Here is a 21,007-nt window from a genome sequence, read left to right as displayed (position 1 = left end):
ACGAGACCTTCGCCGCGCGCCGCGCGAACGTCCGCCCTACTTTTTTTCCAAATCTCGCCCTGAACACGCCACTTAGTGCTGAAGAAATTGCGCCAGATAGCGATGAAGATCACAGCTGTAGGAGGTGTTCATGAAGAACGTCCATAATGGGTGTACCCAAATGGGACACAGTTCAAGATGGATGAGCACCGCTGCACCGCCGAGACCCCGACATAGCTCACCCGCGGCGGACCATCGGCAATTCCGGCATCTCGAATTCGCCCGCCGCCCAGATCCAGGCAGGGTAGGCACCTTCGGTCGCGATCTCACGCAGGTCCGCCTCAGCCTCCGGCGCAAGGTGGTGGGGTGGCACATAAAGCGCCGTGGGCGGTGTCGTATCGGTGAGAAGGACGCTCGCCATCGGGGATTCGGCCCGCAGATTGTAGCGTAGGCACTTGACGAAGTTCCGGTCCGCCAGCGCTTTGACCAGCGTGATCTCGCGCTCGTTGTCAAAGGGAATCCAATCCGCCGTCACCGGCATCACCGCGATCTCACGGATCTCGGCGTAGTTGCCGCACATACTGAAGGTTGCGATCGCCATCATATGCGCGCCGTCAATGGCCTCGACCATTCTCGCCTTCGTTGTGGTCAGCTTGTCGAAGCTTCGGCCCAGATCTTCATCCATGAAGAACGCCATATCCGGAAGGTGCTTGAATCGCAGCCGGCGACCATATTGCGAAGGCTCCTGCGACTTGATCTCCGCGACCAGCAATCCGAGCGGAACCGGCTTGCCCTTCGCGGGCTGAAGATGGTGAAGGAACCTGTCCCGTTCTCTCGCCAGTGCCTCTTTGCGGTCGGGATGAAACTGCGGCGGCACCAGCAGGATCGAGGATAGCGGACCGGCCTTCGAGCTGGTGCGTTCGGCGACGGCGGCGAGTTCACGATGGACCAGCCACCAGCCGCGCTTGCCCGCCCATGACGGCCGCCACTTGGTGAGTTCGGCCGTATCCCAGAGATAGTGAAGCATACCAAGCAGACTGAGCTTGCTGGGCGTGGCAGTTGCCGAGGTCGCGGCGGCCGCCGTGCCGTCGGCCAGCGTCGCCGCACGACCGGATCTCATCGAAAGCGGGAAATCGAGTTTCAGGGCCGTCGCGCCTTCATGATCGCTGACGATGGCCTTTCCGTTGACCTGGCCAAGCCCCGACAGCTCGGGCGGCGGATCGAAAGTGGGGCAGGAAGGGTCGTGCAGATGCCCGGTTCCGGGCATCCGCTTGAGCAGGAGATCGTCCCCGAACCGGGCGACATACATTTCCGGCTCGGCCGCAGTGCAGAGGCAGCGCGGCCGGACCTTTTTCTCATGTGCGGCAGCAAGAAGCCCGGACAGATCTGGCGCGTCACCGGCAAACTCCCGACCCGTGAGGCGGTAGCGGGAAACGCTCATGACTACACGCCCCCGGCAAGGTTGAGGATCTTGCGCCAGCGGAGCCAAACCCAAAAGCTGACATAGGCTGCGGCGATCAGGACAGGGACCGTGGGGTTCATGCCGATCAGGGCCACGAACTGAAGCGGCACAATCGAGATCAGAATATGCAGTGGTGCCACCTGGCCGACAGCCTGTCTGAAAGCCTCTTGGGAGGTGATGCCGCTATACATGGCACGCTGTTCCGCTTCAGTCGGGCGCGGCCGCGCCGCTCGTTCACGGGCATCAAGGATCTGGGCCATTTCCTGGCGTGCGACAGTGTCGCTCCCGAAGAGATCACGGCCCTCATCCAGAAGCCGAGAGGCCGCATCCTCCCATGCCGTCGCCTCGATATCCGCGGCTTCGAGTTCTGCCCGATGTTCACGCGCGCGATCGGCATCGCGCGCCGCCGCGGCGTCTTCCGCGCGCTGACGAGCAACGAATGCAGCCACCTGGCTGCTACTGGCAGGTCTGATCTGAATGGGCCGGGTCATGCCACGATCTCCTTTACATTCACTCTATCACAGGCGAGTCTTTTAGAGAACAATAAGTGAACGGCGGCTGGTATATTGAACTTGATCATGTGACCCTGAAAGCTCGCATCATATCCTTTCTGAGCCTCGCGGCGGTGGCATGGTTTGCCCTCAAGCCTGCCGAGCGGTTTCCCGGATACGTTCCGTGGCTGGTCCCCATCCTGGCCCCGGAGAATCTTGCCGGGCCTGTGACGCATGTGCGTGACGGCGACACGATCGAGGTCCGGGGTCAGGCCATCCGCTTCGGCTCCCTCGATTGCGCGGAGCTGGGAACGACCGAGGGGCGCCTCGCGAAATCCGCGATGCAGCAGCTGGTCAGGGGACGATCCCTCGTCTGTCATGTGAACGGCAGGCGCAGCTATGGCCGATGGATCGGAACCTGCACGTTGCCGGACGGCCGGGACCTCGCCGGTGTCATGCTTGCGCAGGGCGTGTGCCGACGATACTGGTAATTCCGCCTTGATCTGTATTTTTCGCCCATGATTTCCAGAGTGCATACCATGATTCGAAACATGTTCCTGATCCCCTTCCTGCTTGGCGCCTGCGCCCCAACTGTTGAGACCCGGACGGCGGAGAACACCCGCGCAGTCGCCTATCGCGGTCAGGAGATCACGGTGAGCTGGACGCCGCGCAGCTCGGAGCTGGTGATGACGCCCGGTGAAGGCGAAGCGACGCTGACACACCCAGCAGGCATGGCCGTGACCACAGATGAAGCGCAGGGCCTGATGGCGCAGGCCACCGGATGCGCGATCCGCAAGGATGTGATCGGCTACGGCAAAACCGGGACCGGCGACACCATCACCCTGCCGATGGATTGCTGAACGGATCCGGCGAGGGCTGGCAGCGAGACGACACGGATCGAGCGCCGGCCCGCATGCGGGCGTGCTGTCACTCCGGATCGGCATCGGGGGCAACTTCCTCCGTCAGTCCCATCTCGTCGGCCCGTTTCCAGAACGCCTCATGCTGCGCGGAAATCTCCCTCGCGCGGGCGAAGGCATCCTGCCGCGCGGTGTCGAGGCAAGCGATGTAGGGCCGGACTTCCGAAAAATACCGTTCGAAATCTTCCGCCACCAGGTCGGCATATTCCCCGAAAGCTGCGTCGTCGGCCGGCACGAAGGGCTCTTCCGGCGGGATGCAGAGCGGTGCCTGCGCAAATGCCGGGTGAACGAGAAAAATCAAAATCGCAGCTGCTGCCATTTCGGGTTTCATGATCCGTGCCCTGACCTCTGGCGTTCGCTGAGCCCGATCAGGCTGCGGACCAGGTGCAGCTCGCCCCTCCGGTACCGCTCGGTCATGCCGCGCAGGTAGCCACCGGGCTTGAAGATGGCGCTGCCAGGCTCGGATTTGCGGGCATCGAGGATCAGGACCGACAACATGGCGCTATCCTCGCCCATCACCTCGCGCGCTGCGTTCCAGGCATCCGGGCTGATGCCAAGTTCTGGCACCCGTCGCTCCGCCGCCCACACGAAATCGTGGAATCGCAGGTATTCCGGTTCTGCCCGACCGCTGAGGTAGAGCTGCATTTCCGGGGATGCGAGATCGAAAAGCCTCTGAGGGCCAAGCCGGGCGATAAATTCGCTCTTGAACGCTCCGCTGGCCGCCTCATCCTTATTTTCATGGCAATTCGGGCCGCCGTCAGGCGGCACGACATGGGATTTGTCTTGCGCGGGCTTGCCCGCGCTCCGCGTATCCACGTGCCCGTTACAGGATACCAAGGATTCTTCAGTTGTATCTTGTATATGGGGCCGCTTGTTTTCGAGCGGTCCACCGCTTGATTCTTCCCTCTTTTCGAGAAGATCCAGTGCCGTTCTGCACAGCCTGTCGGCATCATCAACATGGGCGGCGAGCACCGTCAGGTCCAAGCCGTGAAGCCGGTCGGCAGAGGGCCAGGTTTCCGCCTGATCCCTGATGGCCTGGGCCTCCGGGCAGCGGGGCGCGATCTCGGCCAGTCGATCGAGGGCGCGCGCCAGATGGCGCTTATGCGTGCTGCGCTGGCCACGCAGATAGATCGCCTGCTGTCGCTCGGCGGTCAGCTGGTCATCCAGCGCCGTCAATTCGGCTGCGCGAGCAATCGCTGCCCCGAAATAGAGACCAGTTCCCGCTGCCCGCGAGCGGCTGCCATTGGCGCCGGTTCGTCGCTCGATCAGGCCAGCATATTCCAGCTCGGCGGTGATCGCGCGCGTGCGCGGTTGCGACCGCCCAAGCATCTTCGCAACCTCGCCGGCCTCGGCATAGATGAAGGGGGTCCGATCCGTGCTGGTCCAGTCGCTCGGCCGCGTCATCGTCGCCAGGCGCACAAAGGCGTGGGCCGCGGCTGGACCAACACCAAGCCTGGGCGCCACGCGCTCGACCAGGGCTGCGAAGCTGTCACGCTGCATGTTGCCCGGCAGCGTCGGGTGTTCGTCTTCGGTATCGCGGTAGGCCCGCGTCGCGGCCGGATGTGCCGCCCTCTGAAATGCCATCTCTGTCCTCATGCTTCTTGAGGCACAGGTTCCGCAGGCATACCGGATCTGTTCGCACAGATGCGTTTTTGCTCTTGATTTTCGGGGCTGGGAAAGTAACTATGCTCGTAACAGTGAGAGCATTGCAGGTCGGCAAACCTGTGTTACGCCCCAAAGCCCCCTCGTGCGGACCCCGTGCGGGGGGTTTTCATTTTCCGGTGGTCTGTCTGATTCTGCTCGTGCTCCTCTTTGGGGCTTTAGCTGCGAAGCCTACGACAACTTGGGGTTAACGGCAATTATAGTGTTCCTGGCGGCGGCAAAGACAAGCCTCAGTAGCTGATCCAGGTGTAAGATGGCTGATCCCGGTAGTCGTGGTAGCGCATCAGGATGCCGTTAAAGCTGCCGAAATCGCCTGCCAGCCCTATGCCATTGTGCTCGATGATCTGCTGATCGACCCACGATGGCATACTCAACAGTGAAACTTCTCCCCGAACGAAACGCCCCCCTTCATCATAGTGGTGGCGTGAAATCGTGCGGTGTACTTCTCGCCCACCGCTTGAGTTCATAGATCGCTTGGAGACCTGCCACAGCTCTATTCCTTCGCGATAGTGCCTCACAGCGTCTGGTACGTCACCGGCAGCGCTTCCGGCCGGCAATCCAGCATTCATCGGGCAACGCCAGAGCTGCAAGGGTGGCTCGATCGGCCAGGGCGTGACGCGCCGGATCATTTCCGTATGTGCCGCCGAACACTCGGCCGAGGCTGGAAAACCACCTGCGAGACAAAGCAGAATCGCGCAGTCGATCGGATACGCAGCGGCGGGACTGGACGATATGAATTTAACAGGGACAATGATCGCAGCGGCGATCCAAGAACTTTTCTTAACTCTCAAACCCATATCAATCCACCTGTGCTACATGAGCATAGGTGGATTGTTACTCGCTCTTGATGTCTGGATCAATCGGAGATTGACTATAGCTAGTGGGGCGCACAGCGTTCATGGGGTCAAAAGTGAAGTTGTTCGGGACAGAAATTTGCGAAATCTCACCAGTGTTCCAACGATATTGGCCGCGCAAGGTGATACCATCCTGTATCGTACTGGTCAGAACGGCTTCGCGCCTGATGAAGTCATTGGTGTGCATAGATCCGTCCCACAGTCATACGAAATAGACGTACAATTTCAACAGAGAGGGCTGCGTTCAGCCTACCCAGATTTTCTTCAGTGCGCAGAAGTGCAAGCCCTATTCGCGACATGAACATTGCAACTGAAGGCAACAAACCTGCCATCGGTGTTTCCAACCACGTCACCTAAGGCCTCGGGCGACCATCCTAGCCGAGAGGCCATTCGCATGAAAGCAGGCGGCCCGAGGAACAAGCAGCGTTCTGCGCCAACTGAAAATAGGTAGCTGTCCGCAACTTCTAATATGCGTTCGGCAACATTAGCCTTAGGTTCAGCTACAAATCGGGTGAGCTCCCATGTTTTCTCGTCCAGCGGAGGAAGATCGTGACAGATATTGGACGGCATACCCGGCAGAAGCCCTAGGCAGGCATCCCTGATCATGTAGGAATATCTGACTGATCCCGCGCAAGACCGCCGATCGGTGCGCCGGAGGCGCGCTCCGCCTAGTACCATCTCGCCGTCATGTGCGAGAATATATGTGGTGTCGAATGTATCATACTGTTCAAACTCGACATCTTCCGCATGATGCAGCGGCCATGCCATTCGATCGACGAAGACGCGCTTCCGCATTCTCAGAAAATTGGCTACGAGGTCGTATTTTTGGATATCGCCTGGCATCGTGATAGCTTCGACGATGATGTTTTGCGGGAGAATGGGGCCAAACATCGTCATCAGTTGTTCATCCAGTGGGGCAGACGTGCCAAGCCGAGAAATTGCCGCGTCGGGCTGTGGGGGTGGGGGAGCCACAGGCGACCACCTTCCGTCACCTCCAGCCGAAGAACGCCGTCTACGGCATAGAAGTCGAAATTTTCGAGCATCGTCTCAACCATGTCCCGGCTGAACTCAACTTCACCGACCTTCACTTCGCGATGTGCACTGCCCACCAGATCACTCCTATTCGTTGGCAGTCAGTAAACTGGAGATAGAAAAATTGTCGCGGGCAAAAGCAGAAAAATACGCTTCCCCGTATAGCGGTAGCGTTATAAAATTAGCTTTTTAAGGTTCAGCGATGTTACTAGACCGTATCCCAAATCTGGATGTAGAGCTCACGGCGCTGAACCGACTGGCCCCGGCAGGGTGGATCATTGGCGCGAACGTCACCACCTATAAGGGCGCGGAGATGATTCACACAACATACCCTGACGCCTGGCGCAAGCTCTATGAGGAAAAGAACTACTTTTTGGGTGATCCGATCGCTTTGTGGTCAATGACCGGCGTCGGGTCAGTACGCTGGTCAGAGGTCAAGTTGCCGGACCTTAGGGGCGTCCTGAAGGAAGCAAGGCGGTTTGGTCTAAATTTCGGTGTAGCTTTCGCCCAGAAGACGAATGGAAAACGGAATTTTCTGACCCTATCCCGCGCCGACCGAGAGTTCACCAACGAAGAAATCGCAGCGATCGACGCGAAATTCCAGATTTGGAGTGACTTGTTCGGCGAACGACCCTCGCTGACCGCCAAGGAGATTGCTGTGCTGCGCCATATGAGAGAGGGCCGCGAATACGCAGACATTGCCCGCATTTTAGGGATTTCGGAAGGAACCGTCAGGCAGCGGGCAGACAAAGCACGCCTCAAGCTCGGCGCAAGCAACCGGGTTCAGATGGTGGCGATGGCCGTCGCGCGAAATTATTTGGATTAGGACTACCGCAGAGCGGGCTGCGCAAGGCGATCCGCCTCCGCCGCCTCCGCCAATGATCATCAGTTCAATCGTGCGAAATCAGGCCCGTTGGTCGTCTGGTGGGTACTGGCGGGCGCCAGTTCGTGAGCCTTGAAAAGTTCAGGCAGAGCAAAGTAAGAAAGAATCCAGAGCAATAGTGGAAAATAGTCATTTCATCTACTTGCAATGACAGAAGATGAAATGATAGTCTGGCGCTGACGCGTCAGGCAAACATGTGGAGCGCGTCGTATGTCCAACCCAATACAGGTTAGCCACGAGGTGCTCACCCTTGACATGTGCAGAGATAGACTGCGGGACGGTTGGGAGCTTCACGTCGTCTGCGCTGAAGACCCCGTGCCAGCACAAACCACAGTACGAGGTTCTTGGTACCTGGTTGCCTATGAGCCAAGCTCCGGCCGGTGGGGTGTCATTGTCACTCAGCGAGATCTGGCCCGTGAACGCCGACGAGCCCGTGAGGCGGGCACCAAGCTCGATCCTTCGGACTATTCGTATAGAGAAATCAAGACAACGACCGGCTTGTTCAACGTACAAGTCGAGCTTGGCATCACCGCAACTGTTTCGCCAGGTGCTAAGGGCGTCGTTATGGTGGCCCGGCTCTAGGCCACGCAGATTGGGCGCAGAGGCCCGATCAGTCCATTATTCATCTTGTCCTGCGTTTTTCGGCACCCGCTCCAGTATCTCCGGTGCGTTGCGGCGCTTCACGCCTTTGCGAGAGCTGGCAATCAGCTTTTCAACGAATACACCACGCTGGACCGTCATGACGGGCGGCGAGTTTAATGAGCCGCCCAAATATCGACGCGTATCTAGGCGCTTGGCTGTGCTCGGACTTCTGTCTCTCCCAGCAGCCACCCACGCCGATGTGCTCTCCGAGACCCGCGGCTTTGTCCTGAACGCCGGCGAAGCCCGCGATATCTTCGCGCGCCCCGAGGACGATCCCGAATACTCCCGGACACCAGGTGACGAGCCAGCACTGATCCGCTCGATGCTGGTCCCCACCGAGGCGCCAGTGTCCATCCGGGACATGGTGACGGCAGCCGCCGCACGGTACGCATCCCATCCTGCGATCCGTGCCGCAGGCTTCTCGCCCCGGCACTGGGACGCCTACTTCCATTCGATGATCCAGGTCGAAAGCGGGTTCAAGGTCACAGCCTATTCCTCGGCCGGCGCGATGGGGCTTGCGCAGCTGATGCCCGGTACCGCACGCTTTCTCGGCGTCGATCCCCGCGATCCAGTCCAGAACCTCGATGGCGGGGCACGCTATCTGCTGATGCAGCTCGGCGCATTCGGCACGCCCGAACTCGCACTGGCGGCCTACAACGCTGGCCCCGGTGCGGTCCGCAAGTATCGCGGCATCCCCCCATACCGGGAAACCCGGAACCATGTCCGCAAGGTCATGGCGATCTATCGCAACCGTTTGACATAAAGGAATTACCCCATGCCGAACTTCAGGCGAAAGCTCGTCGCCGCCGGGATCTGGTGCGCTGCCAGCGTCCAGGCCTACGCCCAGGAAGTCGATCTGTCCGGGTTTGAAGATACCGGCGAAAGCATCATCGAGCAGCTGCGCGACAACAACCTTGCCCTGACCGCCGTCGTCCTCATCCTGCTGATCATCGGCTTCCTGGCGATCTTCACCAAGTTCATCGACTGGAAATGGATCGGCGTGACGGTCGTCGGACTGTTCTTCATCTTCGGCGGCGACAACCTCGCGGAGTCGATCATCGCGATCTTCCGGGGCTCCGGCGACTGATGCGGGAGAACGTGTATATCCAGGGGCTCAACCGGCAGGCCAGATTCTTTGGCCTGCCTCTGCCGCTGGCCGGGCTGGCCTTCCTCCCGCCGTTCCTCACGTTCATTTTCCTCGACAGTCTCTGGTATCTCTGGGCGATCCCCGTTCTCTGGGCGGCTCTCTGGGCCGCCTCGGTCATCAATCCGCATTTCGCGCGCTTCATCGCGGTCGTGACCTCGCGCACGCCCGAGCGGCTGCTGCGCGCAAGCTCTGGATCCCGGTATGAATGATATTTTCCCCAGTTCGATCCGGGCGCTGTTCGGTGGTGCCCGCGACCTTGAAGACATGCTGCCCTATCTCTTCGAGGAAAATAACCATGCCATCGCCACGCGCAGCGGGGCGCTGGTCTCGGTCGTGAAGATCGCGGGCGTCAACCCGTTCACCGCCAGCGAAAGCGAACTGGCCCATATCAACGACCGGCTTGCCGAACTCGTGGACAAGTCCGGAAACAATTTCAGCTTCCACTTCCACAAGATCCGCTCGGCCTATCACGATTTCGACTATCAGCCGAAAGCCTTCGTCGAACCGGGCTTCGGCAAGGAACTGGACCAGGTCTGGCGCACCCACATCACCTCGGCGGGCCTCTGCGTCCCGGTGCTCTTCCTCTCGGTGATCGAGCGCAAATCCATGGCTGAGCGGATGCCGATCTTCGGCGGATTTCTCAGTCATGGGCGCCAGGATACCCTGCCCGAGCGCCTGTCCGATCTCGCGGAACTTGCCCAAAGCGTGGCCGAGACCCTGGGCGACGGCTCGGAACTGCTGGCGATCGAGGATGGCACGCTGACCGGGTTTCTGCGCGCCATCTCCACGGGCATCTACGCGCCGCTGGCTCGGTCAGAGACCGGCACCATCGTGGACGATATCCGCACGCCCATCGAAATCTACGACCGGGCCGTGGAAATCGGCGACGAGTTCGAGACGCGATATGCTTCGGTGATCAGCGTGGCGAACCTCTCGCCCCAGACCCATGGCGGCATTCTCGACACGCTCTACACAGATCCCGATATCCTGATCTCCTGCACCTACCAGCCGCTTCTGCCTGACCTGATCTCGGCCAAGGCGACAACCCGGCTTGAGCAGACGCTTGAGGAAAGCGCCGGCGGCAAGATCGCGGCACAGCTTCAGGAGGCCGCAGAGGATCTGCAAATGGGCCAGATGGGCTTTGGCGACAGCCAGACCATCGTCACCGTCTATGCCGCAACCCCCGATGCCCTCAAGCGCAAGGTGACGGCGGTCTCGGCCATCCTGCGCTCGAAGAAGCTCAAGATCGTCGTCGAAAAACACGGGCTGGCCGCAGCCTGGTTCGCGCGCTTTCCGGGCAATCACGAGTTTCAGAAACGCCCGCTGACCATCTCCAACAGGAATTTCTCGGACTTCGCCGCGCTGCACATGGTCCGGCTCGGCAAGCCCGCCTCCGAATGCTATTGGGGCACGCCGATCACGACCTTCAAGAGCTGCGCCAATTCGCCCTATGATTTCTCGTTCCATGGCCGCTTCGCCCATGCGGAGTCCGAGCCGCCCTTCGCCAGCACCCTGATCGTCGGCCCGCCCGATGCCGGCAAATCGACGATCATGGCCTTCCTGGCCGCGCAGGCGCGGCGCACAGGCTGCCGGATCATCGCCTTCGACAAGGACCAGTCGCTGGAAATGCCCCTGCGCGCGCTTGGCGGCACCTATACCGCCGTGCGCGCGGGCCGGAATACCGGGCTCAACCCGCTCGCCTCGGAAACCGACGAGGAAGGTCAGGCATGGCTGCGCAGTTGGCTGACCGCACTTCTGGAACGGAAGGGGCACCAGCTTTCAGTGGGCGATTCCGAGAAGCTGGCGCGCACCGTCGAAAGCAACGCGACGGCCCTCGCCTCTTTCAGGGACTTCACCAACTTCACGACACGTTTCCGCTCCTTCGAGGGTGATATCGGCGCGCGGGTCGGTGAGTGGTCCCCCAACGGCCAGTACGGCTGGGTCTTCGGCCAGGACAGCGCCCCGATCGTGGATTTCAGCGCCTCGGGTATTGTTGGCGTGGACATGACCGCGCTTCTCAACATGGAGATCGAGCGGACCGCGCTGCTGGCCTATCTCTTCCGGCAGATCGAGAAGACCGTCAGCGCTCGCACCCCGACCCTGCTGGTTCTGGAAGAGGCGGGCGTGTTCCTCGACGATCTCTACTTCCAGCGCGAGCTGAAGACCTGGCTGGCGACGCTGCGCAAAAAGAACGTCGTCGTGGTCATGCTGGTGCAGTTCGTCTCGCAGATCCGGGACTGCGCCGCCGGGGCCTCGATCCTCGAAGGCTTGCAGAACCAGCTGATCCTGCCGCACCACCAGGCGGGCCGCGACAGCTATGACGGCCTCGCGCTGTCTGACGCCGAACTGTCCTTCCTCCTCGGCTCGCAGGCCGGCGGCCGGCGGGCGCTGTGGCGGGACGGGCAAAGCTCGAACATCCTCGACACCGATCTCTCGGCCCTTGGCCCTTATCTCAGTGTCCTTGGCGGTGGTCGCTCGGCCGAACGGCGCTTCGGCAGCGACTGGCGCGACAATCCCGATTTCTGGAAAGGAAACACGGCATGACCCGTATCGTGATGAGCCTCCTTCTTGCGCTGGCGGTGGCCGGCTGTGCCGCACAGAGCGGCGAGTTGTCCGAACGCCGCTCGAACTGTTTCGGCAAGCTGAAGCCCGGTGCGCTCAGCTCGGCGCTGGTGGCAGTGCCGAAGTCATGATCCGGAGCCGGCGCATTGCACTCGGCCTCATGCTCGGGGCCTCCGTGGCGAGCCTGACGCTCGCCCAGGGGGTTCCCGTGAGCGATGCCTTGCGGACCCTGCGCGCCGGAACGCTCTCGGTGCTGCAAGGCCGGATCGTGGGCGAGGCCGAGGACGGCAACAGCGTGCGCATCGACATGAACGCCCTGCATCGCGATCAGCTGGCAGCCATCGACGCGGCCATTGCCTCGATGAATACCAGCGGCTTCGCGCCTGCCGATTTCGAGGACCTGGACGGTGCAGCGGTGTCCGCTGCCTATGACACCTCCGCCGTCACGGGCGCGGAAAGCCGGCTCTTCGGCGAAGGCCGGGTGACGATCGAACAGATGATCGTGGAAACCGTCCAGCGCTACCAGACGCATCCGGCGCTGGCCCGCGCGGGGATCTCGCCGGTCGGGTTCCGGGCCTGGTTCCAGGCGCTCGTGAAGCAGGAAAGCGGGTTCCAGGTGCGGGTCTGTTCGCACAAGGGGGCCTGCGGGCTGACCCAGATCATGCCGGGCACATTCGATCAGCTTGGTATCCCGGCCTCGCAGCGCAACGATCCGCGCATCCAGCTCGATGGCGGCGCACGTTACCTGCTGATGCAACTCGGCAGCTTCGGGTCGATGCCGCTCGCGCTCGCGGCCTATAACGCCGGCCCGGGCGCAGTCCAGCGCTATGGCGGCATCCCGCCATATGCCGAGACACAGGATTACGTGGTCAAGATCACCGGCTATGCGAATGCATACGCGGCCGGCATGGGATCACCGGACGATCTCGGGACCATGGTCGCGGGCGACATGGCCCTGGCCGAGCTTGGCAACCTGTCCGATGCGGGCATGGAACTCGGCTTTTCCATGTCGAACCAGCTGGAACTCTCGGCCCGGCGCGTTCGTGCCCTGATCGCCCGCATTCCCGAGACCACGACCACCCGCGAGGCCATCGACCTCAACACCTATCTGCGCGCCGAGATCACGCGCCTGGCGTCGATGATGACGATCATGGAAGCGACCCAGCGGCGCGTCGAAGCGCAACGCTTCGTAGCACAGTACCAGGCGCAGATCGCCGACGAACAATTCCTTACCCTGACCGACACCCACACGACAGGAGGCTGACCATGAGCATGTTCCGCAATCTCACCGCCGCAACGGGTCTGTGCCTCTCTGCGGGCCTGGCGTTCGCGCAGGGCGTGCCGACCCACGATCCGCGTTCGCTGGCCGAACTGATCGCGCTCTTGAACTCCAGCCAGGACGAGCTGGCGCAGTCGATCCGCACGAACGGGATTCTAGACGAGCAGACCCAACAACTGATCCGGCAACTCGAAGAGATGGAGCAGGTTGTCTCTTCGCTGACCGATGGCTTCGATCTCGACACCTTGCTGGCCGGCCTCGATCTCGACGACCTCCTGGGCGGCCTCAATCTCGGCAATCTTCAGGATCAGCTGGCGGCGGCCCGTTCGGGCGATTGGGGGGCCGTGTTCGGCAATGGCACGGTCGGCGGATCTCCGGCTGGCGACGTCATTGCCGGGATCTATGAAAGCGCCGGTCTGACGCAAGACGGCGTGGACGCGCTGACCGCCAGCGACAATCCGGATCAGCAGCGTGTGGGCACTCAGGCTGCGACCAGCGCCTATACCTCGGCCGCGGCCGAGAATGCGATCGAACAGACCTCGGCCTCGCTCGACCGCACAGCCGCCCTGATCGGGCAGATCGACGATGCGTCCAATCTCAAGCAGGCCATCGACCTCAACACCCGTGTGACGGGCGAGTTGGTCATTGCGCTCATCAACCAGGCCAACATGGAGGCGATCCAGACCGTCTCCATGGGTCAGGCCGGTGTGATCGACGCCGCGACCATGGCCGATGACGAAAAGTTCCTGTCGCTCACCGGCGACCCTGCTCTGCTTGAGGACGAGTGATGATGAAGCATATCTGGGTCGGCTTCTCGCTCGTTGCGCTTGCGCTCGCCATCGGAGGCTGGCTCTGGCTGCGCGACGTCACAGCCCTGCCGTTCTCGCCTCCTCAGCCTGAACAGGCCGCCGATCCGGAAACGGCCGCCGTCATGGAGCGTGTCCGTCAGGAGCAGGCCGAAGCCCTGGCCGATGACGCGGCAAAAACCCCCGAAGAACCCCAAACGGAGGACCTGGAATGACGACGCCGAAGACACGCCTGATCGGTGCCACGGCCATTGCCGCCCTTGCCCTCGCCGGGGCGCTGGTCGCCTGGCAGGCATCCTCCGACAGCCCCGCCGATCTGGCGCAGCTCTCGGACAACGACAAGCTGGAGATCCTGAACAGCGGCGATGCCGACGCGATCAGCGAGCTTCTGGAAGCCGAGGAGGCCGCCGCGCAGGCGCATTTTGCGCGCGAGAGGCTGGAACGCCAAAAGCGCGAGGCCGAGATCGAGGTGGAACGGGCCGAGGCCAAGGCGCGCGGCGCAGCCTATTGGGACAGTTTCGATCCCGACAGCATCGACCTGACAGGCTTCGATTTTTCAATTGCAGAGGTTGGTCTGCGCGATGAAAGGCGCACCATGCTCGACAACGCCTCATTCGTCACCGATTTCGAACGTGCCAGCGACTTGACCTATTCTCGTAGCAAATTCGATTGTGATCCATCGCGATATCGGCGGATTGATCGTGTGCTGACACGCGAAGCCGCCCTGCCGATGCCCACAGATGCTTCCGATGTCGCGCGCGTATTGGATTACCTTGCCGACCGTGCAGCGCTCCAAACCGGCGATTGTTCCTGTGCAACTCAGACCGTGCCAATCGAAAAGGGATGGCGCTTGCTCTCCCGCCTGACAAACCACCCGAGCAACGAAACAATCAGCGGAAGCTTCGCGAAAGACCGCGCGATGAACGAGATTGCCATATTGTTCCGCACCGCCTTGGACGTTGAAGCGCGTAGTTTCTGTGAACGAGGCTGAGCAATGGAGTTCATCACGATTATCATCGAACTGATCGATGATCGCGTAACACAGGTTGCAGAGAACACCTTCGAACGTCTGGCATCGGTCCTCACTGGCGGACTGGAAATTCTGGCGGTGCTGCTGATCGTCCTTTACGGCATCAACGTGCTCTTCCGCTTCACGGAATTCTCCTTCCCGCAACTGATCGGCATCATGATCCGGATCGGTGCGATCTACATGTTCCTGTTTTCGTGGGAAAACTTCAACATCATCTACAGTGCCGGAACGTCCCTCTTCGATACGGTCGGAAACACCGTGCGCAACTTCGTGGCCGGCGATGCCGCCGCAGGCAGCGAGGAAGCAGCAAGAGGCATGTTCTTCATTTTGTCGAACATCATTGACGCCGTTGTCACCGGTCGCGCGATCCTGACCCGAGCCATCGTGGCCGGACTGCTTTTCGCGGTCCTCGGTCTGCTCGCCGTGGTGTATATCCTTGTTGTAGCCTACGCGAAGATGCTGCTGGCGGTTCTGATCGCCATCGCGCCCCTGATGGGCTTCTTCCTGCTTTTTCAGCGCACCCGCTCGATGTTCGAGGCCTGGCTGGCCGCCGTCTTCGGCTACCTGATCTATCCGGTGGCAATCGGCGGAGTAATCGGAACCATCGCCGGGCTGCTTGTCCATATCAATACCGGCGAAAGCGGCATTCAGGATCTGAGGAGCGTTCTGGGCTTCATCACGGTGGCAGGTCTGGGCATCAAGATGCTCGCGGACGTGCCGTCCATCGCATCGAGTCTCACCGGGCAGTTCAATCTTGGCTCCATGTCGGGCGCCGCCTCGGCAGCAATGAACCCGATGGGCGCCATGCGTCGCCGCGCGCTCAACTTCGGGGCCGGTTACATGACAGGCCGCACCGCGAAGATGCAGGAACGCGCCAGCGACAAGTCATACGCAAGCGCTGGTATGGCGGCACGCGGTACCGCTGCGGATCGCACGCGCGCCATGCAGACCAAATTTTCCGAAATCGCCCGTTTGAGAAAGGCATCGAAGTGACCGATCAGGCCCTCAAATCCCAACTGAACCGCGACATGTATTTCGGGATCAGGCGGCGCGAACAACTGGCCTGGGTCGTGGCAATCATCGCCGGCCTGGCTGCCCTGCTGCTGGCTGCCGCGATTCTCGTGATGATGCCGCTCAAGACCACGCAAGCCTATCTCGGCCTTGTGGACCGCCAGTCCGGCGACGTGATCCGTGCCTATGAAGTCGGCCGGGCCACGCTGACCGAACGGGATGCGGTGATCGAAAGCTGGGTCTACAACTATGTCCTCGATCGCGAGACCCACGACATTCACGACCAGCAACAGCGTCTCGAACGGGTGATCTCCCGATCCGTCGGCACCGCCCGCGACGATCTGCTCGATCTGTGGAACCCCAGGTCCTCGCGCTATATCCGCAAGCTCATCTCCCGCGACGCGCGTGTGTTCGTCACCATCAACGCGATCACGCTTCTGAGCGAGAACACCGCCCAGGTCCGCCTGCAGAAACGCATCGTCGATGGCACCCGCGAGGGCACATCGAACTACATCGTCACCCTCTCCTGGCGCTTCAAACCCGCGAACACCGCCTCCGACCGGATGATCTGGGAAAACCCCTTCGGCTTCCAGGTGACGGATTATCGCATCGACCATCAATCGGAAGGATAAGGCCATGCCCCGTTTCCCGGCCCTCGCCGCATCTGCAATGTTCGGCTTTTGTGCTCTTTGCAGCGCCGCCACCGCCGAAATCACCCCCTCCGTCAGCCCAACAGACGATCGGGTCCGTACCGTCGTCTTCACCGAACGGCAGGTCTACCGGATCGACACGAAGGTGCTGACCGCCACGACCATCGAGTTCGGTCCGGGCGAGGAAATCATCAACGTCGCCCTCGGCGACAATGTCGGCTTCACTTACGGTCAGCTCGGCGACAACAGCCTCGCCGTCAAGCCGACCCAGACCGGCGTACGCACGAACATGTCGGTTGCCACATCGCGCGGCACCTATGTCTTCGAGATGATCGAAGGCGCGAGGCGGCCGATGTACCTGGTCGAATTCGCCTATCCAAAATCCGGGGCCGCCACCCGCAGCGCGATCCGCGGACCCAGCCCGAATTCGCGGACCTACTATGTCAAGCAGGCCAGCCGGGCGACCGGCTTCATGCCCGCCCGGATCTGGGATGACGGGACCAAGACCTACATGCAGTTCTCTCAGAACGCCGCGATGCCGGCGGCCTTCCGCGCCGATGGCAACGGTCGGGAATACTCGGTCCAGACCAAGATCGAGAACGGCGTGATGATCATTCCGAGCGTTCAGGACCGCTGGGTGCTGCGCCTCGGAGATACGGAAATCTGCATCTGGTCGGACCGCCTGCGCGCCGCGCTGGCAAAGCAGGGAAAGGGGTGACGCCATGGCCGCACGCAACGAAATCCTGAACCAGAAGCGGACCCCGCGCAAAAGCGGCTGGATGCGGACCACCGCACTGGCCGCAGGCTTCGCCGCCGTCGGCGGCGCCGGGGTCTATTACGTCCTCTCACAGCCGGACGCTGCTGACGGGGCGCTGCTGGAAACCTCGCAATCCGCCGCGATCCAGCAGAACGACCGCAGCGGCGTCATGGTGCCCGACCTGGGCGAGCCGGAGATCGAGGCCACGCCCGTTGCCGACGATCAGGGCGAACTTGACCGCCTGCGCACGGAAAACGAGCGCCTGGCCGCGCAGATCGCCGAGGAACAGGAAGCGGCCGCCGAACGTCGCAGGCTGTTCGAGGAACGGCTTGACGAGATCGAGCAGGAGAACGCTGACCAGCTCGCGGCGATGCAGGCGCAACTTGAATCCGATTACAGCCGCAGGCAAGCCGAGGCCGCGGCCGAACAGGCCGCGCGCCTGGCCGCCGAGCAGGCCGAAGCCGACCGGCGCAGGGCGCTGGAAGAAGAACGTGCCCGCCGCGAGGAAGAACTGGCCCGCCGGATGCAGGCGCCCCCGGTGATGGGAAAGACCGGCTCGGAGACCTTCGCGAACGGAACAGTCGGCGCCGAGCGGCAGGCCATGTCCGGTGATCGGGAATTCCTGATCGCCAGTGCCGCCGCGACCGAGACCCGTCGCGCCACCGTGACGGCCAATCCCTCGAACACGGTCGGACAGGGCACGATCATCGAGGCCGCGCTTGAAGTCGCGATCAACTCCGACCTTCAGGGCCAGGTGGCAGCCATCGTCTCGCGCGATGTCTGGTCGATGGACATGACCCGCGTGCTGGTGCCCAGGGGCTCGAAGCTGTTCGGCACCTATAATTCCGAAATGGGACAGACCCAGAAGCGGGTCCTGGTGGCATGGACACGCCTGACCACCACGGACGGACAGACCGTATCGCTCAAGTCCTATGGCTCCGACCGCCTCGGCCGCTCCGGCATGGTCAGCGAGGTGAACAATCACTTTGCTTCCCGCTTCGGCTCGGCCGCGCTGGTCAGCGTCATCAGCGCCCTGCCGTTGCTGCTCTCGGACGATGGCGACGATTCGTCCGGTTCCTCGAACGATGCGGCGGCAAATGTCAGCAACAGCCTGTCGGGCGCCGTGGGCGATGTGATGAAGGGGTATCTCGGCCAGAAACCGACGATCCTCGTGCACCAGGGATCGAACGTGTCGATCCGCGTCGATAGCGACCTGGAATTCTACTGATGCTGGTCCCGCTGCTGATCGACGCGCTGACGCCTCTGCACCAGGTTCTGAAACGTCCCGATCTCGTCGAATGCTCGATGAATGCCGATGGCCGGATCTGGGTGAAACTTCAGGGTCATGCCCAGATGCACACACCGCAGGGCGTCCCGGTATTGCCGCCACAGAAGATGATCGAAATCACCGAACTCTGCGCCGGCGCTGCCGGCGAGAAGTTCGATGAGGACCGCATCCTTGCGACCGGGACATTCGATTTCTGGATCGAGGGCATGGAGGGCGGGACACGCAAGTTCCGCTTCCAGGCCGTTCGCTCGCCGGCCGTCTATGGCGGACCCGTCGCCATGTCGCTGCGCGCCTTCGTGACCGGCGATGCGCAGAAGGATTTCCGCTTCGAGCGGTTGCGGGATCTGGGCAAATCGCTTGAGGCCGAGATTGCCGAGAACGCCCGCGCGATCTTCGACATGGCGCTGGACGGCAATTGCGACTTCGACGACGTTCTGGCGGCCCTCGCCCGCGAACGCATGAACCTGGTGATCTCCGGGGCCACCGACAGCGGCAAGACCGCTCTCACCCGGCGCTATATCTCGTTCATCGAACCCGATGAGCGCATCATCACCATCGAGAAGGGTGTGGAGCTGTTCCCGACGCAGCCCAACAGCCTGATGCTGCAATCCGAGCTGGACCCGGCGAGCCAGCGCAATCCGACAAAGCTGCTTCAGGCCTGCCTGCGTCTCAACCCGCGCCGGATCATCCTCGGCGAACTGCTGGGGCCGGAGGCGCAGACCTTCATGGAGGCCATCAATTCCGGCCATGAAGGCTCCATGACCACGATCCATGCCAGCACCGCCCGCATGGCCTTCGAGAAACTGTCCTCGCTGATCCGCCAGTCCGGCGCGCGCATCGACCACAGCGAACTGCTAGAGAACTTCCGCCAGTCGATCCATTGCGTGATCCAGGTGATGGAAGACCGCCGGACCGGGAAACGCGGCATCGCCGAAATCTGGTTCCCGTCTCTCGATGCAATCGGGGCGCCCTGAGGCGCCCCGCAACGTAACAACAACACAGTTCAACCGCATTCTGGACGGCTATCTGTTGTCAGGCGCCACCACCCATTTTTTTCGCCAGCTTTTCATTCATCGCAGCCAGTTGTGCTGCGGCCTCTTCCTTGTCGATCTCGATCGTCTCTTCGATCGTCGCCATCTGATCGTCCAGTTCGCCGCGCTCGTCTGGATCTGGTGCGCGTGCGGGGGTCTGCCGATCCGGTTTTACGTCAGGTTTGAAGTTTTGCGCCTCCGCGAGTGCTTCGCGCATCTGCCGGTTTTCCACAGCTGGGGTCGTTTGCGGGAGAGTGTGAAATCCTACGCTAAGCGCCGAGCAGCCGTTTCCCATTCTCGCGCAGGTTTCCCTCTGGGTCGACATACCGATAGAGCGTTACCGGTCTGATCTTCAGCTCCTTGCACAACTCGGAGACGGAGGTATCGCGGTTGGCCATCGCGGCCTGCGCCATGCGCAGCTGAGCCTTGGTCAGCGCGAACTTGCGGCCTCCCTTTCGCCCCCGAGCGCGGGCGGCGGCGAGCCCGGCCATCGTCCGTTCCCGGATGAGCTCGCTCTCGAACTCGGCGAGTGAGGCGAAGATACCGAAGGACAGCCGCCCGTGGGCGGTAGTCGTGTCGATCTGGGCGCCCTGTCCAGTCAGCACCTTCAACCCGATGCCGCGCTCGGAGAGACCGGCGACCGTCTTCACCAAGTGATGCAGGCTGCGGCCCATCCGGTCGAGCTTCCAGATCACCAGCACGTCGCCGTCCCGCAGGGCCTTCAGGCACGCCTCGAGACCGGGCCGCTCGTCCTTCTTCCCGGAAGCTCTGTCCGAGTAGATCTGATCTTCGCCAACGCCCGCTGCGATCAGGGCGTCCCTCTGTAGGTCGAGCGACTGGCTTCCGTCGGCCTTGGAGACCCGCGCGTAGCCGATCAGCATGTGTCGCAAACGATCGTTTGAGACATTTGGCGAAAATCGGCGCTCTTGGCCATTGATACGTTTCCTTAACCCATATCGAAATCAAAGATACGCAATGGAGTAATCGAAGGCAAAAGAAACATGGCCCACCGGACCATCCTGACGCCGAAGCAACGGGAGGTCCTGTTCGGCCTTCCCGCGGACGAGGCGCAGCTGCTCAAGCACTATACGCTATCGGATGAAGACCTCGATCATATCGGCCAGCGCAGGCGCCCGAGAAACCGGCTTGGTTTTGCACTGCAGCTTTGCGCGCTGCGCTATCCCGGACGCGCTCTGCTGCCTGGTGAGGTCATCCCAGTCGAGATCGCCGACTTTCTTGCCGCGCAGCTCGGTCTCAAGGACGCCGACCTCGACGCCTATGCCGCCCGCGAAGAAACGCGGCACGAGCACATGGCCAGCCTGCGTCAGCTCTACGGCTACAGGACCTTCTCCGGCCGCGGTGCCCGCGATCTGAAGCTCTGGCTCCACGGCCAGGCCGAGCACGCCGTTTCCAACGAAGACATCGCCCGCCGTTTCGTCGAGGAATGCCGGAGAACCCTGACCATCCTTCCCGCCATATCGACCATCGAGCGCCTCTGCGCCGACGCGCTCGTCGCCGCCGAGA

The 21,007-nt window shown here is 61.8% G+C and carries 27 protein-coding genes; 18 read left to right on the top strand and 9 right to left on the bottom strand.

The genetic code is table 11. The annotated features are described in order from the left end of the window. Positions 1-217: 217 nt before the first annotated feature. Positions 218-1,420 carry a DUF1173 family protein gene (locus tag Q0330_RS18920; protein WP_299483412.1) on the bottom strand — a complete coding sequence of 401 codons (1,203 nt, stop codon included), beginning with the start codon at positions 1,418-1,420 and terminating at the stop codon, positions 218-220. 2 nt (positions 1,421-1,422) lie between these two features. Then, positions 1,423-1,932 (bottom strand): hypothetical protein, encoded by a 510-nt coding sequence (locus Q0330_RS18915; RefSeq protein ID WP_299483410.1) that lies wholly within the window; start codon positions 1,930-1,932, stop codon positions 1,423-1,425. A 56-nt stretch (positions 1,933-1,988) separates the two neighbouring features. Here Q0330_RS18915 and Q0330_RS18910 point away from each other — a divergent pair, with 56 nt between their 5' ends. Both Q0330_RS18910 and Q0330_RS18905 read left to right on the top strand, forming a co-directional pair. Further along, positions 1,989-2,423 (top strand): hypothetical protein, encoded by a 435-nt coding sequence (locus Q0330_RS18910; RefSeq protein WP_299483407.1) that lies wholly within the window; start codon positions 1,989-1,991, stop codon positions 2,421-2,423. 60 nt (positions 2,424-2,483) lie between these two features. After that, complete coding sequence (locus Q0330_RS18905) at positions 2,484-2,792, top strand: hypothetical protein (protein ID WP_299483405.1); 309 nt, start codon at positions 2,484-2,486, stop codon at positions 2,790-2,792. Between the two features lie 67 nt (positions 2,793-2,859). Here the strand turns inward: Q0330_RS18905 and Q0330_RS18900 are convergent, their stop codons facing one another. From Q0330_RS18900 to Q0330_RS18880, 5 genes are all read right to left on the bottom strand, one after another. Next, positions 2,860-3,180 (bottom strand): hypothetical protein, encoded by a 321-nt coding sequence (locus Q0330_RS18900; RefSeq protein WP_299483403.1) that lies wholly within the window; start codon positions 3,178-3,180, stop codon positions 2,860-2,862. Continuing rightward, positions 3,177-4,433 carry a replication initiation protein RepC gene (repC, locus tag Q0330_RS18895; protein ID WP_299483402.1) on the bottom strand — a complete coding sequence of 419 codons (1,257 nt, stop codon included), beginning with the start codon at positions 4,431-4,433 and terminating at the stop codon, positions 3,177-3,179. Before repC ends, Q0330_RS18900 begins: the two co-directional genes overlap by 4 nt. Positions 4,434-4,741: 308 nt before the next feature. Continuing rightward, entirely contained in the window at positions 4,742-5,308 is a 567-nt protein-coding gene (locus Q0330_RS18890) for a hypothetical protein (RefSeq protein ID WP_299483400.1), read from the bottom strand. A 321-nt stretch (positions 5,309-5,629) separates the two neighbouring features. Beyond that, the gene (locus tag Q0330_RS18885; protein WP_299483398.1) at positions 5,630-6,262 is read right to left on the bottom strand and encodes an acyl-homoserine-lactone synthase; all 633 of its coding nucleotides are present in this window, start codon (positions 6,260-6,262) and stop codon (positions 5,630-5,632) included. Further along, positions 6,262-6,474, bottom strand: coding sequence for a hypothetical protein (locus tag Q0330_RS18880; RefSeq protein WP_299483396.1), 213 nt, complete (start codon positions 6,472-6,474; stop codon positions 6,262-6,264). Before Q0330_RS18880 ends, Q0330_RS18885 begins: the two co-directional genes overlap by 1 nt. A gap of 125 nt (positions 6,475-6,599) precedes the next feature. On the opposite strand from Q0330_RS18880, the gene Q0330_RS18875 reads away from it, so the two are divergent. From Q0330_RS18875 to Q0330_RS18805, 15 genes are all read left to right on the top strand, one after another. Next, the gene (locus Q0330_RS18875) at positions 6,600-7,223 is read left to right on the top strand and encodes a LuxR family transcriptional regulator (RefSeq protein ID WP_299483394.1); all 624 of its coding nucleotides are present in this window, start codon (positions 6,600-6,602) and stop codon (positions 7,221-7,223) included. Between the two features lie 850 nt (positions 7,224-8,073). Next, positions 8,074-8,685, top strand: a complete 612-nt coding sequence (locus Q0330_RS18870) for a lytic transglycosylase domain-containing protein (protein ID WP_299483392.1) — start codon at positions 8,074-8,076, stop codon at positions 8,683-8,685. Between the two features lie 12 nt (positions 8,686-8,697). Further along, positions 8,698-9,009 carry a TrbC/VirB2 family protein gene (locus Q0330_RS18865; RefSeq protein ID WP_299483390.1) on the top strand — a complete coding sequence of 104 codons (312 nt, stop codon included), beginning with the start codon at positions 8,698-8,700 and terminating at the stop codon, positions 9,007-9,009. Then, positions 9,009-9,278, top strand: a complete 270-nt coding sequence (locus Q0330_RS18860; protein WP_216033826.1) for a VirB3 family type IV secretion system protein — start codon at positions 9,009-9,011, stop codon at positions 9,276-9,278. Before Q0330_RS18865 ends, Q0330_RS18860 begins: the two co-directional genes overlap by 1 nt. After that, positions 9,271-11,613: a hypothetical protein gene (locus tag Q0330_RS18855; RefSeq protein ID WP_299483385.1), complete on the top strand. Its 2,343-nt coding sequence runs from the start codon at positions 9,271-9,273 to the stop codon at positions 11,611-11,613. The genes Q0330_RS18860 and Q0330_RS18855 overlap by 8 nt, the downstream gene beginning before the upstream one ends. An 11-nt stretch (positions 11,614-11,624) precedes the next feature. Then, positions 11,625-11,762: a hypothetical protein gene (locus tag Q0330_RS18850; protein WP_299483383.1), complete on the top strand. Its 138-nt coding sequence runs from the start codon at positions 11,625-11,627 to the stop codon at positions 11,760-11,762. Positions 11,763-11,839: 77 nt separating this feature from the next. Next, positions 11,840-12,895, top strand: coding sequence for a lytic transglycosylase domain-containing protein (locus tag Q0330_RS18845; protein ID WP_299483381.1), 1,056 nt, complete (start codon positions 11,840-11,842; stop codon positions 12,893-12,895). Positions 12,896-12,897: 2 nt separating this feature from the next. Continuing rightward, positions 12,898-13,698 (top strand): type IV secretion system protein, encoded by an 801-nt coding sequence (locus Q0330_RS18840; RefSeq protein ID WP_299483379.1) that lies wholly within the window; start codon positions 12,898-12,900, stop codon positions 13,696-13,698. Continuing rightward, positions 13,698-13,931 carry a hypothetical protein gene (locus tag Q0330_RS18835; protein ID WP_299483377.1) on the top strand — a complete coding sequence of 78 codons (234 nt, stop codon included), beginning with the start codon at positions 13,698-13,700 and terminating at the stop codon, positions 13,929-13,931. Before Q0330_RS18840 ends, Q0330_RS18835 begins: the two co-directional genes overlap by 1 nt. Beyond that, positions 13,928-14,707 (top strand): hypothetical protein, encoded by a 780-nt coding sequence (locus Q0330_RS18830; protein WP_299483375.1) that lies wholly within the window; start codon positions 13,928-13,930, stop codon positions 14,705-14,707. Before Q0330_RS18835 ends, Q0330_RS18830 begins: the two co-directional genes overlap by 4 nt. Positions 14,708-14,710: 3 nt before the next feature. Further along, positions 14,711-15,739 carry a type IV secretion system protein gene (locus Q0330_RS18825; protein WP_299483373.1) on the top strand — a complete coding sequence of 343 codons (1,029 nt, stop codon included), beginning with the start codon at positions 14,711-14,713 and terminating at the stop codon, positions 15,737-15,739. Continuing rightward, the gene (locus Q0330_RS18820; RefSeq protein ID WP_260278458.1) at positions 15,736-16,389 is read left to right on the top strand and encodes a type IV secretion system protein; all 654 of its coding nucleotides are present in this window, start codon (positions 15,736-15,738) and stop codon (positions 16,387-16,389) included. The genes Q0330_RS18825 and Q0330_RS18820 overlap by 4 nt, the downstream gene beginning before the upstream one ends. Before the next feature lie 4 nt (positions 16,390-16,393). Then, positions 16,394-17,125: a TrbG/VirB9 family P-type conjugative transfer protein gene (locus tag Q0330_RS18815; protein WP_299483370.1), complete on the top strand. Its 732-nt coding sequence runs from the start codon at positions 16,394-16,396 to the stop codon at positions 17,123-17,125. A gap of 4 nt (positions 17,126-17,129) precedes the next feature. Then, on the top strand, positions 17,130-18,392 hold the full coding sequence (locus Q0330_RS18810; RefSeq protein WP_260278456.1) for a TrbI/VirB10 family protein: 1,263 nt from the start codon (positions 17,130-17,132) through the stop codon (positions 18,390-18,392). Further along, a complete protein-coding gene (locus tag Q0330_RS18805) occupies positions 18,392-19,426 on the top strand; it encodes an ATPase, T2SS/T4P/T4SS family (protein ID WP_299483366.1) in 1,035 nt (344 codons plus the stop codon). Before Q0330_RS18810 ends, Q0330_RS18805 begins: the two co-directional genes overlap by 1 nt. 58 nt (positions 19,427-19,484) lie before the next feature. On the opposite strand, the gene Q0330_RS18800 is transcribed toward Q0330_RS18805, so the two are convergent. Continuing rightward, on the bottom strand, positions 19,485-19,700 hold the full coding sequence (locus Q0330_RS18800; protein WP_299483364.1) for a hypothetical protein: 216 nt from the start codon (positions 19,698-19,700) through the stop codon (positions 19,485-19,487). A gap of 52 nt (positions 19,701-19,752) precedes the next feature. Continuing rightward, entirely contained in the window at positions 19,753-20,364 is a 612-nt protein-coding gene (locus tag Q0330_RS18795; protein ID WP_089852579.1) for a recombinase family protein, read from the bottom strand. Positions 20,365-20,484: 120 nt separating this feature from the next. Here Q0330_RS18795 and Q0330_RS18790 point away from each other — a divergent pair. Beyond that, on the top strand, positions 20,485-21,007 hold a 523-nt coding region (locus Q0330_RS18790), incomplete at its 3' end, for a DUF4158 domain-containing protein (protein WP_299483360.1).

The organism is uncultured Paracoccus sp. (assembly GCF_937873615.1).
Classification (GTDB): domain Bacteria; phylum Pseudomonadota; class Alphaproteobacteria; order Rhodobacterales; family Rhodobacteraceae; genus Paracoccus.
This window is presented reverse-complemented; position numbering and strand designations above follow the sequence as displayed.